Origin of the sequence: Nocardia sp. CA-119907, from assembly GCF_050955995.1 — a bacterium.
In the GTDB taxonomy this organism is placed as follows: domain Bacteria; phylum Actinomycetota; class Actinomycetes; order Mycobacteriales; family Mycobacteriaceae; genus Nocardia.
The window spans coordinates 5,360,327-5,372,234 of record NZ_CP192091.1 but is presented as its reverse complement, the minus strand read 5'-3'; the positions used below and the strand labels follow the sequence as shown (position 1 = coordinate 5,372,234).

Genomic DNA, 11,908 nt, shown 5'->3' with positions numbered 1-11,908 from the left:
ATTGTGTGCATGACTCTCTCCCGAGAACCCCGAGGATCGTCAGTCTGCGGCGAGTAACTTGCCGATGCGGCGTCCGACCTGGTCGATCGGGGCCCGACTACGGCTGGCGCGCGCGAGGACCAGTGCGCCTTCGATCAGCGCGAGTGCTGTCGCCGCGAGTTCTTCTGCCTCCGCCGGATCGCGGCCGTCGACGCGGAGAGCATCGGCCAGCGCATGCTGCCAGCCCGCGTAAATCCCACCGCAGATCGGCTGGAGGTCCTCGTTGTTCGCCGCAACCTCCAACGCCACCGTCGCCACTGGACAGCCTTTGCTGTAATCGGCCGCCACCATTCGGTCTCCCAGCGCAACCAATACCGCCCGCACGAGATCGCCGGGAGTCGGCGCCGTGAGAGCCAATTCCGCGACGATGCGATCAACCTCGCGGCCCGCCACCGTGAGGGCCTCACCAACCAGCTCATCCTTGCCGCCGGGAAAGTGGTGGTAGAGCGAGCCGCGCGGCGCCTCGGCCAACTCGAGCACCTGCTTGAGTCCGGTGCCGTGGTAGCCGTTCGCCTCGACAAGCACCCGAGCCGCTTCCACCATTCGCGTCCGCGTTGAATCTCCCTGCACAACCGCACAGTAGACCGGTCTGCATAATCGTGTCAACGTGCCGTGATCATGTTGTTGACGTTCTCCGATCGGTAGATGTGGGTAGTGGATCGGGACCCGGGCGGTATCGCAATGCTCGCTGACCGACCGAAACCCGGTCGCGGGTCGACGCCCGTCCCGAGGTTCACGTAGTTGTGTACTGCCATCGGCTCCCTTGCCGGGCAGCTGGGGTGCCGAGCACCCGCACCCTCGAGACGGACGTGTTCACCGCCTCTTCACGACAACATGTCATCCGAATTGCAGAACTCGGCAGCGTTGGAACGCGGACTCCCGGGAGGCGTCCTCCCAGGCTTCGATGTCGTCGCGGACCTGGTCGAGGTGGGCGAGGATGCCGTCGACGGCATCGGCGCCGAGCGCAAGTCGCAGTAGTGTCCTATCGACATCGAGGGCGGCGAGTATGAGGGCTGCGCCGCGGGCCGGGTCGCCGGGCTGTTGTCCGTCAGATACAGCGATGACAGCGCGCATGCCACCGACCGTGGCGGCGTAGTCGGACAATTCGGAGCTGAGCGTGGTGTTCCCGGGCAGGCCGGTGCGGAACGACCCCGGCTCTACGATCATCACCTTGATGCCGAGCGGCCGGACCTCCCTGGCCAGCGCCTCGGACATGCCCTCGACGGCGAACTTGCTGCCGCTGTACGCGGAGAAGCCCGCCCGGGAGGTCTGGCCGAGCAGGCTGCTGACCTGGACGATCGCTCCCGATCGTTGAGCGCGCATATGCGGCAGGACGGCGCGTACCATTGCGGCTGGCCCAAAGACGTGCAGTTCGAACAGATCTCGAAGTTCCGCGTCGGAGGTCTCCTCGAATGCTCCGATATGGCTGCGGCCGGCGTTGTTGACCAGGACGTCGATGTGGCCGTAGCGGGCTGCGATGTCCGCGACAGCGGTCGCGATCGCGGCCTGATCGGTGACGTCGAGGCCGAGCGCCTCGATCCGATCCGGATGGGCGGCGACGAGGTCTGCCAGGGCTTCGGGGCGCCGTGCGGCAGCGATCACAATGTTCCCCGCGGCGACTGCCGCCTCGGTGATGGCCCGACCGAAGCCGGAATTGGCGCCTGTGACAATCCAGATCGCGTTCACTTCTTCAGCGTGCAGCCGGTGCAGGGGCATGTCCAAGACCTGTCATGATAACCATTGGTTATGGACCTGCACGGACGCGATCTGCGCTACTTCCTGGCTGTCGCTGAAGAGCTGAGCTTCACGCGCGCGGCTGAACGACTCTATGTGTCGCAACCGGCACTCAGCAAGCAAATTCGGGCACTCGAAAGGCAGTTGGGCGCACCACTTTTCACAAGAGATCCGCAGCGGGTGATACTCACCCCCGTCGGTGAGGCACTGCTCCCGCACGCACGGACAGTGCTGGCGGCACTCGATGCCGCGACCGCGGCGGTGGAGCAAGCGCGAATGGCCCAGCGAAGCACCCTCGTGATCGGGATGGGTGCCAGCCCGGGGCGCGGCGGACTGCTTCCGGCGGTGCGGTCGCGGTTCCTCGCGGCCTACCCCGAAGTCACCTTGAAGCTACGTCAGGTGGGCTGGCAGGACCCGACCGCCGGACTGTCGGACGGCAGCAGCGATCTGGCATACATTCGGCTCCCGTTGCCGGATCCGGAGCGCTACGCCACCACAGTGGTATCGGAGGAGCCACGGCTGATCGCGCTGCCTCCCGGACATCACCTGGCGGGCACAGCGGCATTGGACTTCGCGGACCTGCTGAACGAGCCGTTCCTGGCGCTGCCGCACGCGGCAGGACCACTGCGGGACTACTGGCTGGCAATGGAGAAGCGAGCCGGGCGGCCGGTCCGCGTCGGCGCCGAAGTGGCGGGTATCGATGAGGTCAACGAAGCTCTGGCGGCGGGCCTCGGCGTGATCGTGACCGCCGCGGGCGACATCCCATTGCTCGACCGTGGCGGGGTAACTTTCCGCCCGGTCCGCGATCTACCCCCGCTACTTTTTGCGCTCGCCCGCCGCGCAAACGACCAGCGTCCTCTGGTTCGGGCCTATGAGCAGGCACTACGAGCAGTCCGCGACATCGACGAGAAATAGGAGCACGCACTGCATCAGCGATAGCAACTCGCGGATCTCGTCGCTGCGGTGGTCGATGATCGATGCTGAACGACAGCGTTCTCGACGCTTCGCCGCCGCGCTGCCGGATATCGGAAATGATCAGTGCCACTGTCTCTCCGACAGAATTCGATCCCGGATGGCGCACTCAGGGGGCTGTGTGGGCTCCGGTCATGAGTGCGGCCAGATCTTCCGGGTGCAGGAAGGACGGCGGGGGCGGCGGACCCCAATTGAACAAACCCTTTGCGCCTTCCAGGGTTTCGGGGTTCCACAGTTGGTCGTCGACGATGCAGTCCATATCGGAGTAGTACTCGCTGAAATTGCCTGCGGGATCTTTGAGGTACCAAAAGAAATTGGAGCCTGCGTGGTGACGGCCCAGGCCCCACACGTGGCGTTCCGGGTTGTCCTCGAGCATCGCGAATGCTCCGCGTCCGACCTCGTCGATGTCCTCCACCTGCCAGGAGGTGTGGTGCAGAAAGCACACCGGGGCGGCCAGGACCAGGACATTGTGGTGGTCGGTGGAGCAACGGAGGAACGCGCCGTGGTCCTTGATGTAGTCGCTGGCCTTGAAACCGAGTCCCTCGACGAAGAATCGCATGGTGGTTTCCAGGTCGGTGGTGCCCAGGACGGCATGCCCTAGTTTGCGGGGCCGGACCCGGTCGGTGCGATCGATGAAAGCGGCTCGTCTTCCGGTTCTCTCGACACGGCCCGGGCCGTTGTAGGGAGTGGGAGGTGTATGAGGCTGGACGATGCGCGGAGTTACACTCATATTGATCTGGGAGCCGGTGATCGGCTCGGTCGCGCGAAGTACCTTGGGGCGCAAGTGAACCGGTATGCCGAGGCGTTCCAGGCGGGCGGCGGTGGCGTCCAGGTCGTCGGTATCGTCCGCGGCTATGCCGAGTTCGACCAAGCGGCGATGGGCCGAGTGGACGATCTCGAGCTGATCGCCGCCGTCTTGGGTCGCGAACCAGCCGTCACCACGGGGTGTCAGCCCGAAATCGGTGTAGTAGGACATGGTTTCGGTCGGATTGGGGACACCGATGGTGACGTGGGAAAGTCCGTGCAGTGCCATGGCCTACTCCGCCGACTCGGCCACGAAGGTCTGGTGCAGTTCACCGATGCCCTCGATCCAGCTGTCCAGGCGTTCGCCGGGCTGAATGAACCGCTTGGGATCGCGGCCGATGCCGACGCCGGCGGGGGTGCCGGTGAAGATGATGTCGCCCGGGTAGAGGGTGGTGGTGTGCGACAGCGTGGAGATGAGCTTGGGCACAGAGAAGATCAGCTCGCGGGTGCGGCTCTTCTGCATCTGCTCGCCGTCGAGGGTGCAGCCCAGTTCGAGGTCGTCACGATTGTCGAGCTCATCGGTGGTGATCAGCCACGGACCCATTGGCGCGAAACCTGGGAACGACTTGCCGAGGCTGAATTGTGGTGCGGGACCTGCCAACTGGGAGGAACGTTCAGAGATGTCCTGCCCGGCGGTCAGCCCGGCGACGTACTCCCAGGCGTCGGCCTCGCTGACCTTGGCCGCGGTGCGGCCGATGACCGCAACCAACTCCACTTCCCAGTCGACGGCGCCGCCGGTCGGGATGACGACCTCGGTGTCGGGGCCGCTGAAGCTACTGACGAACTTGGTGAAGACCGGCGGGATCTGGGTCGGGGATTCGAAACCGGACTCCGCGGCGTGCGCGCTGTAGTTCAGGCCGATCGCGAAGGTTTGGCGGGGTGTGGGGGACGGAGCGCCGAGCGCGCGCCGATCGATCTCGACACCGTCGGTGTCCGAATGTTCCGCTGCATCGGCCCAGGCCCGGAACGCATCCCAGTTCTCGTAGATCGGGGACAGTCCGGGACCGAATCGGCCTTCGCTCGCGGCCGCGATATCGATGGCCCGCTGTCCGTGAACGAGAACCGCCCGGCCGCCGAGGTTTGCGATACGCACGTCAATTGCTCCTTGTCTGTGTGGCCAGATCGGCCGATGGATGAAACTGTGCCCGGAGGTGCCGGGAGTATTGGGAGATGAGGCCGTCGACGGCCGGTGTGTCGTGCACGGCGCCGAAGATGTAGTGATCGGCGCGTACCAATGCCGCGGTCGCACCGAATTGGGTGAACCAGGAATGCCATTCGCCGTCGGTATCGATCAGTGTGGCGGCCGTGGCGATCGGCGGGACCGCGTTCGATGCGAGTGTGAACGGCGCGAGGACGATCAACCGAACCCCGAGCGCGGTGAGTTCGGCGCAGGCTTGCTCGCCGAGCACTTCGGGAAGTTGTGTGTCAGTGGTGAGCAACATGGCGGCGTTCGCGCCGACCAGGTCGTCGAGAAGGGCTGTACTACCGTCGAGTTCGGCACGGAACTGGGGCGACAAGGTGCCACGCAGTTCGGGGAGGTCGATTCCCGTCGCCACGACGCCGGGCCCGAGTACCGGCTGAGCTGAAATCGGGAGCACCACAGCAGGATCGGCATTGCCCGAGATCATCCGAGCATCGCGTTGCGCGGCCGCTTCTTCGTCGAGCACGCAGATGACCTTGCCCAGCTCGACCGACATGGCGATCGCGTGCTGGATGTGGGTGAGTCGCTCGCTGGTGTAGGTGTCCAGTAGCGCCGGATCCGATTGCCCGCGCAGAACTCGATCAAGTTTCCAGCTCAGGTTGGCCGCGTCACGGATGCCCGAGCACATACCCTGACCGGCGAACGGCGGCATATTGTGCGCCGCATCGCCGACGAGGAAGAGCCGGCCCTCGTTCCAGTGGTCGGCCCATCGCGCCTGGAAGGTATAGACCGCATGCCGTTCCAGGACAGTGTTCTCGGGGGTCCGGCCCCACGGCTCCATCAATCGCCACGCGGTGTCGCTGCGGTTGAGGTCGTCGAGCGATTCACCCGGTAGCCGCATGAACTCCCACCGGCGCCGCCCTGGACCGCCGGAGACGATCGTGGTCGGCCGGACGGGATCGCAGAGCTGCCAGTTCTGCGGCGACCACACCAGATCGTCCTGCGGAATGGTGTCCACGATCAGCCAGTCGAAGTAGAACCCCAGATCCTGCATCGATGTCGACATCTGTGCGCGGACAAAACTGTTGGCTCCGTCCGCGCCGATCGCGTACCGAGCGTGGGTCTGTGCGGTGGCACCGTCCTTACCGGTGTGGGTGAGCGCCACGTCCTGGTCGGGTTCGGCGACGAGCCGGATCACCTCGCGGCCGCGCCGCACCGTTACCTGCGGCATGGCGGCGACCGCGTCGCCGAGCACCTGCTCGAGTTCGGGCTGGGAGAAGAAGTTCGCTACCGGCCACCCGGATGGGCCCAGCCCGGACCAATCGATCCGAACCAGCGAATCGCCGTTGCGGTTGCGCCATTCGTAGTGGTCGGGAACCGGGGCAGAAATGGCCTCGATCTCGCCGCGCAGGCCCATGGCCTGGAACACCCGCCCAATTTCATGGTCGAAATGCACCGCACGTGGCAGCGGGTACAGCGCGGGCCAGCGCTCCAGCACGATCACCGAATGACCTGCCAGGCCCAGCATGCGCGCGACCGCCAGCCCGACCGGACCGGCACCGACCACCGCTACGTCGTATATCGGCTCCTGCACGAAAACTCCCTTATCCGAAACACTTTGAGATCACAGCGCGGCGATTACCGCGGCAATGAGGAAGATGAGCGCCACGACCGCGACGCCGGTACGGGCGAAATGGAAACGCCGCCAGAACGCGCGGAGCCCCTCGACGCCCTCGGGCGGTGTGCCCTCGGCGAGCCGGCGGAACTTCGAGTTGATCGGTTCGCCGAACAGGATCGAACCGATCATGATCACCGCCAGACAGCACAGGCCGAGCCAGCCGAACAGTCGCGAGCTACCCGATGACTGGGTGGAAAACAGCACTGCGCCGAGCCCGGAGAGCGAAACGAAGATGGGCATCATCGGATCGACGTGTTTCAACGTGCGCCGGAAATCGGTCGCGTACTCGACGACCGACATACGGTTCCACACCGCGAGCCGGTCGACGGCGATGACCCAGATTCCGCCGGTGGCGAGCCCACCGAACAGCAGCATCAACATCGCGCCCGCATGCCCGAGATTCGACATGATCAGTCCTCGTTTCCGGTGTGGTCGCTGTCCATGGCGACGTATTCGATCGACAGGATCGATGTGCTGTGGTCGGCGTCGACGAACGGTTCGTCAGGTTTCGCCTTGGCCAGGTATTCCGGGGTGGTCATGCCCGCGATCCGCTCCCCGATGGATTCGGTGGCGTGCTGGGAGACGATCAACATCTCGGTGTCGACCTGGCATTCCTGCCGGGTCCTCGTACCTTTTCCGTAAACGGTCAGAATGTCCTTGAACAAATGTTGAATCGCTTTCTGTGGCAAGCGAATTTGTCGCGTGCTCGAACCGCTCCGCACTCGATGAGTGCGGAGCCGGAATTGGATCGGGTGTTTATCCCGCGGCGGGAACCGCTTCGGAGACGAGTCCGGACCAGCCGAGAACTTCGAGGTCGATCGGTTCGGCTACGGTGGCGCAGGTGCCGCAGGTGCGGGCGTCGAGGTCAGCGCTGAAGCGGGCGCAGGCGGTCGCGTAGATGGGTGCCGCTTCGGAGTCATTGTCGTGTTCCCATTCCAGGCGGTGTAGTTCCTCGCCGCATGTGTGGCAGAACCAGGCTGCGGCGACGAGTCCTGCTTCGAGTGCGACATAGCGCAGCATGACGCCCTCTTCGATGGGCTCGATACGGTGCGGGGTCCCTGCCGGGACGTAGACGTTGTCGCCTACCTGAGCAATGAAGTAGTTGACATTGCTGTTGCGCATACTGATTCGGGACGAGCCCGACATCTGGACGATGATGGTGTCCTTGGCGAAGATCTGATAGAACGGCTGGTCGACCCAGTTCCTCGAGAGCACCAGCTGGGGGTCGACGTCGATCGGCAGGACCGCGAGATCGGCGTAATTGCCCACTGTGGCACCGGTTTTGAAGGCTGAAAGCATACGTCGGCGCGACATGTTCTATCCCTCTTCCTTCGCGGTCTTGCGCAGTGCGTGGTAGGCGGCATTGGCGACCCGGGTTTGTTCGACCACTCGGCCCCAGCCCCACGGGTCGGCCGGGAATTCGGTGTTCACGTGCCCGCAATTGCCGCAGGTGCGACCGGCATCGGAGTTGCGGATCGCCGCGAATTCGTGGGATCCGACCATGGTGGAGAACTGCCGATAGACATCGTCGGCCTTGCCGAATCGGGTCGGATCGAAGTCCGGTGCGCCTTCGGGGCCGGCGTCGTATTCGTGTCGAAGCATCTCCTTCTTGCAGCTCTGGCACTTGGCGACCATGGCTTCCCGCTGCCCGGCCTCCTCGGACTGCAGTTGGGTGACGGTTACCAGCACGAATGCTTCGGGGTTCTCCTGGTCACGCAGAAAGGAATTCACGCCGTGGAACTTCTGCAGTGCCATGATCTGGCCGGTCTGCAGCATCGCGTCGTTCGCGCCGAAGATCACCGTCACCTCCGACACCGAGTTGGCGTGGAAGAAGTGGCCGTGATCCTTGCCCGGTTCGCCGTACATGAGCGCGCCGCACGGCACCATCGCGCCGGCATTGTCGTACGGGAAGATCGGGACCAGTTCGGCGCCGGCTTTCGCCATTCGCTCGTACACGCTGACCTTCAACGGTTCTCGCTTGCCCGTGGGCGGCGGGATTCGCCTTCCGGGGGTCATCTCAGGGATGGCCGCCGCGGCCTCGATGGCTTGGCTCACATCATTCTCCTTCGAACTGTGCCTCGTGCGTGCCGCCGATCCAGGGGATGGGACAGCGAGCACGCATGGGCGGGTCGGACGCGAGGTGACGCCAGGTACGGGGCAGGGCCTCGATGTGGCGTCCGGGCCGAGTGGCTGCCGCCCGCACTACCCGCTCTGTCGCATCATGCGGAACAGTGACCCGTGTCACGAGACAACAGTAGCAACTGGCATTATCGTCGGCAAGCGATCGTCAACACTTGCCGCAGTGGTCCGTCACCCCTGCCTCTTATATGGCTCGAGCGTGGCGACGTGCTTACCGTCGGCGTCGAACCTGACCAACGTGCGCCACTGGATGCGCACGCGATTGTCGTTCCACAGTGCCTCGACCGGATCGATTCGGAAGAAGACCTGACTGCCGGCCCCGCCTGTCCGCCTGAAGCTTTTGTAGATATCAGCGTCTTTGAGCCACTCGAACTGCTCGTGGCTGACCTGGATCGCGCGGTCGATCTCGGCAGGTTCGGTCACTCGAGTGGCGATTCCATTGACTTGGATCGCACGGAGTGCGGCCCGCCCCGCGAAGCCGTCTGCTGGAAGGTGATCGAGCGTGTAGCTGACTCGGTTGTCGGTCAAGAGGGCGGCGTACTTCCGGGTGTAGGTGAAGGTGTGTACGTAGGTGGTCAGCCCGTCGGAGGCGAAGTGCATGGTCGCGGCCAGCGGAGCGCCGTCCGGGGTGACGACGGCGAGCGCTCCGATCTCCTCGATCCGCAATAGTTCGACGATCTCCTGCTCGACTTCGGCGGGTGTGGGTTCGTTCAGTGTCATGAGCTGAATTCCTCTGTGTCACTTGGATGTAGAGGCGATAGCCCCGATGGGGAGGGGTGGCGCAAGTCCGAATAGATGTTTTGTCGGCGTTGCGTTCATGGTCGCGTCTGCTCTCGGGACGATCTCGGTGGGAACTGGGTCGGGTGTTCGACCAGGGCGGATACCACACACCGCTAGCTCACCGAATGTTATGTAGCGCGATGAGGAACAGTAGTCCGCATCACGAACCGTAGGTTAGCAAGGGGTGAGCCCGAGAGGGGCGAATTGAGAACAATCGAAATCCGCGTGACCGTGAAACGAGTTCGGTGACCTCCGCGTGAACCTGATGGTTCGCGAAGGTCACCGAAAGTGGTTGGTCGTGCGGTGTTGTCGGCTACCCGATCCGGCCGCTGAGTTCGTTCGCGATTCGGACGGTGGCGGCGGCGGTCACCGCCACCCACTCCTCGTCGACGCGCGAACGGGGTGCTGTTACCGCGATCGATGCGCGTGCTCGCCCGGCGCGGTCGCGCACGACGGCGCCGACCGCGCTGACATCGGTTTCGCTCTCGGCGTTATTGATCGCATAGCCCCGGTCGCGTGTTTCGGCCAGTTGGGTGATCAGGGCGGCTCTGCTGTTGAGTGCGGTGTCGGTCGGCGCCTCGAGTTCCTCGTTCGGATACAGCGCCAGCAGATCGTCCTCGTCGAGTTCGGCCAGCAGTGCTTTGCCGCTGGCGGTCGCATGGGCGGGCAGTGTCCAGCCGATGCGGCTGCCGGTGCGCACGATCTGTTGGCTTTCGATGCTGTCGAGGAACAGCACCTCGGGTCCGCGCAGGACTGCCAGATGGACCGTCTCGTTGGTCTCGGTCCACAGCTTGGTCAGCGCGCTGCGGGCGATCACCCGGATGTCCATGTTCTGTACGACGGCCAGCCCGATGTCGACCAGGGCCGGTCCCGGCTGATAGGCCCGGGAGAACTCGTCCTGTTCGACGAACTGGTGGTAGCTCAACGTGGAGAGCATCCGGTGCACGGTCGAGCGGGACAAACCCATTTCGCGGCTGACCTCATTGACCCGAAGCTGTTTGCTGTTCTCGAACAGCCGCAGCAGGCGCAGTACGTTGTCGACCGCTCCGATCAGGCCGGCGGGTCGCTCGTCGGATTCCTCATCCGAATTGTCCACTCGCGCAGGCTTGGTGGTGCCGCCCGGCTGATCGAGGCGATTGACATTCATGAGTTCACGGTATCCCACGTCGGTGCGATTCCCGCTGGTCGCGCCATCCGCCACCCTGGAAATGTGCTCCAGAGCATTCCATGATGGGGAACATGGGCCCTCATGGCGGAACCTGATTTCTTGCGATGTGATCCACGACATGTCATCATGAGGCACAGTGTTCCACATCATGACACCAATTCAGGAGACGATATGCCTCTCTTTCTGAGCCTTCATCAGGCGCCCGGACTGTCCGCCGAGGAAGTCGCGGGCTTCGGGCCCGAGGTAGCCAAGGGTGTGCACGCGACGTTCAAGCGGCTGGAAGCCAATACCGATACGGGATTCATCGTGACCCTGTACGAGGCGGGCGACGCGGCGTCGGTCGAGAAGGAGTTCGAGCGGGTCGGATTCCCGTTCGACTCCATTACCGAGGTCGACCTGACACTCGATGAGGCGGGTCTGAGCGCGCTGGTCGCGGAATGACAGCGGAAGTGCGGGCGACGGCTGAACCTCGGATCGAGCGGGACATCACGCTGCAGTTCCGGGCCGACTGGGGCCAGGCGAATATGACGCGCATCTGTGGGTGGCTGGCCCAGGAGATCGGTGACAGGTCCGGTGTCGGGTCACGGTTCGCCACCTGGGCGGGACGCGGCGGCCGCGATCAGACCGATGCTCTGCTCGCGGGCGAGGTCGACATCACCGTCATGACCCCGGCTGCGGCCGTCCGGCTCGTCTTCGACGGATCGGGACCGATCGGGGTCGGCCCGCAGCCGAACTTGCGGGCGCTGGGCTCGATCGCGCACCGTGACCGCCTGGTCATCGCGGTCGACGCGAGCCTGCCGGTGCATACGGTGGCCGATCTCGCGAAGGTGGCCGACCAGCTGGTTATCGCGACCTGCGCGGAAGACGGGATCAACATCATCGGTATGGCCGCCCATCACGGATTGCGGCTGGCCGGGGCGGACCCGGAAACGCTGGTGGCCGATGGTGCCCGTTTCCTGTACTGGGAGCGGCCGTTCCCCGCACTCCACGCCTTCACCACCGGCCAGGCCAATGTGCTGATCAACGAGGCGATCATGATGCCGGTGTGGCAGCAGATCGCCAACCGGCGGCCGGTGCGCTACCTGGACTGGGGAGACGACGTCATCGGCGGGTTTGCCGAACTCGGCTGGGGCGCGGCGACCGTCGACGCCGGATACCTTCCAGGTCTTGAAAACGATCTGCGCACACTGGATTTCGCCGACCTGGTGGTGCTGTGCCGCGACGACCTGCCCGACGACATCGCCTACCTGGCGACCTGGTGCATGGTCCAGCAGCGCAAGGCCCTCGAGGCCCAGTACATGCATATGGCCCCCGACCACACACCGGTCGGCTACCCCTTGGATCCGGCCACGATGGCAAAGACCCCGGTCCCGCTACATCCGGCCGCTCAGCGGGCGTACGCCGACCTGGCGCAAGAGAAGCCCGCCATCGACGGGTTGATCTGGAGCTGACC

At 64.6% G+C, this 11,908-nt stretch carries 14 protein-coding genes; 3 read left to right on the top strand and 11 right to left on the bottom strand.

Annotated elements, in window-relative coordinates:
* Positions 1 to 39: 39 nt before the first annotated feature.
* Positions 40 to 582 carry a TetR/AcrR family transcriptional regulator gene (locus ACQP2D_RS23625; RefSeq protein WP_433678095.1) on the bottom strand — a complete coding sequence of 181 codons (543 nt, stop codon included), beginning with the start codon at positions 580 to 582 and terminating at the stop codon, positions 40 to 42.
* Positions 583 to 876: 294 nt separating this feature from the next.
* Positions 877 to 1,725 (bottom strand): oxidoreductase, encoded by an 849-nt coding sequence (locus ACQP2D_RS23620; RefSeq protein WP_433678094.1) that lies wholly within the window; start codon positions 1,723 to 1,725, stop codon positions 877 to 879.
* A 60-nt stretch (positions 1,726 to 1,785) separates the two neighbouring features.
* Between ACQP2D_RS23620 and ACQP2D_RS23615 the strand changes: the two genes are divergently transcribed.
* The gene (locus tag ACQP2D_RS23615) at positions 1,786 to 2,688 is read left to right on the top strand and encodes a LysR family transcriptional regulator (protein WP_433678093.1); all 903 of its coding nucleotides are present in this window, start codon (positions 1,786 to 1,788) and stop codon (positions 2,686 to 2,688) included.
* 166 nt (positions 2,689 to 2,854) lie between these two features.
* Here the strand turns inward: ACQP2D_RS23615 and ACQP2D_RS23610 are convergent, their stop codons facing one another.
* From ACQP2D_RS23610 to ACQP2D_RS23570, 9 genes are all read right to left on the bottom strand, one after another.
* The gene (locus ACQP2D_RS23610) at positions 2,855 to 3,778 is read right to left on the bottom strand and encodes a VOC family protein (RefSeq protein ID WP_433678092.1); all 924 of its coding nucleotides are present in this window, start codon (positions 3,776 to 3,778) and stop codon (positions 2,855 to 2,857) included.
* Positions 3,779 to 3,781: 3 nt separating this feature from the next.
* Entirely contained in the window at positions 3,782 to 4,642 is an 861-nt protein-coding gene (locus ACQP2D_RS23605; protein ID WP_433678091.1) for a fumarylacetoacetate hydrolase family protein, read from the bottom strand.
* Between the two features lies 1 nt (position 4,643).
* Positions 4,644 to 6,284, bottom strand: a complete 1,641-nt coding sequence (locus tag ACQP2D_RS23600; protein ID WP_433678090.1) for a bifunctional 3-(3-hydroxy-phenyl)propionate/3-hydroxycinnamic acid hydroxylase — start codon at positions 6,282 to 6,284, stop codon at positions 4,644 to 4,646.
* A 30-nt stretch (positions 6,285 to 6,314) separates the two neighbouring features.
* Positions 6,315 to 6,776 (bottom strand): anthrone oxygenase family protein, encoded by a 462-nt coding sequence (locus tag ACQP2D_RS23595; RefSeq protein WP_433678089.1) that lies wholly within the window; start codon positions 6,774 to 6,776, stop codon positions 6,315 to 6,317.
* Between the two features lie 2 nt (positions 6,777 to 6,778).
* Positions 6,779 to 7,033, bottom strand: a complete 255-nt coding sequence (locus ACQP2D_RS23590) for a hypothetical protein (RefSeq protein WP_433678088.1) — start codon at positions 7,031 to 7,033, stop codon at positions 6,779 to 6,781.
* 91 nt (positions 7,034 to 7,124) lie between these two features.
* Positions 7,125 to 7,682: a hypothetical protein gene (locus ACQP2D_RS23585; protein WP_433678087.1), complete on the bottom strand. Its 558-nt coding sequence runs from the start codon at positions 7,680 to 7,682 to the stop codon at positions 7,125 to 7,127.
* 3 nt (positions 7,683 to 7,685) lie between these two features.
* The gene (locus tag ACQP2D_RS23580) at positions 7,686 to 8,423 is read right to left on the bottom strand and encodes a hypothetical protein (RefSeq protein WP_433678086.1); all 738 of its coding nucleotides are present in this window, start codon (positions 8,421 to 8,423) and stop codon (positions 7,686 to 7,688) included.
* A gap of 255 nt (positions 8,424 to 8,678) precedes the next feature.
* Positions 8,679 to 9,227, bottom strand: a complete 549-nt coding sequence (locus ACQP2D_RS23575) for a pyridoxamine 5'-phosphate oxidase family protein (protein WP_433678085.1) — start codon at positions 9,225 to 9,227, stop codon at positions 8,679 to 8,681.
* A 373-nt stretch (positions 9,228 to 9,600) separates the two neighbouring features.
* Positions 9,601 to 10,434: an IclR family transcriptional regulator gene (locus tag ACQP2D_RS23570; RefSeq protein WP_433678084.1), complete on the bottom strand. Its 834-nt coding sequence runs from the start codon at positions 10,432 to 10,434 to the stop codon at positions 9,601 to 9,603.
* A 192-nt stretch (positions 10,435 to 10,626) separates the two neighbouring features.
* Between ACQP2D_RS23570 and ACQP2D_RS23565 the strand changes: the two genes are divergently transcribed.
* Together ACQP2D_RS23565 and ACQP2D_RS23560 are read left to right on the top strand one after the other, a co-directional pair.
* Complete coding sequence (locus ACQP2D_RS23565; protein WP_364483018.1) at positions 10,627 to 10,896, top strand: nickel-binding protein; 270 nt, start codon at positions 10,627 to 10,629, stop codon at positions 10,894 to 10,896.
* Positions 10,893 to 11,906, top strand: a complete 1,014-nt coding sequence (locus ACQP2D_RS23560) for a TAXI family TRAP transporter solute-binding subunit (protein WP_433678083.1) — start codon at positions 10,893 to 10,895, stop codon at positions 11,904 to 11,906. The genes ACQP2D_RS23565 and ACQP2D_RS23560 overlap by 4 nt, the downstream gene beginning before the upstream one ends.
* Positions 11,907 to 11,908 lie beyond the last annotated feature (2 nt).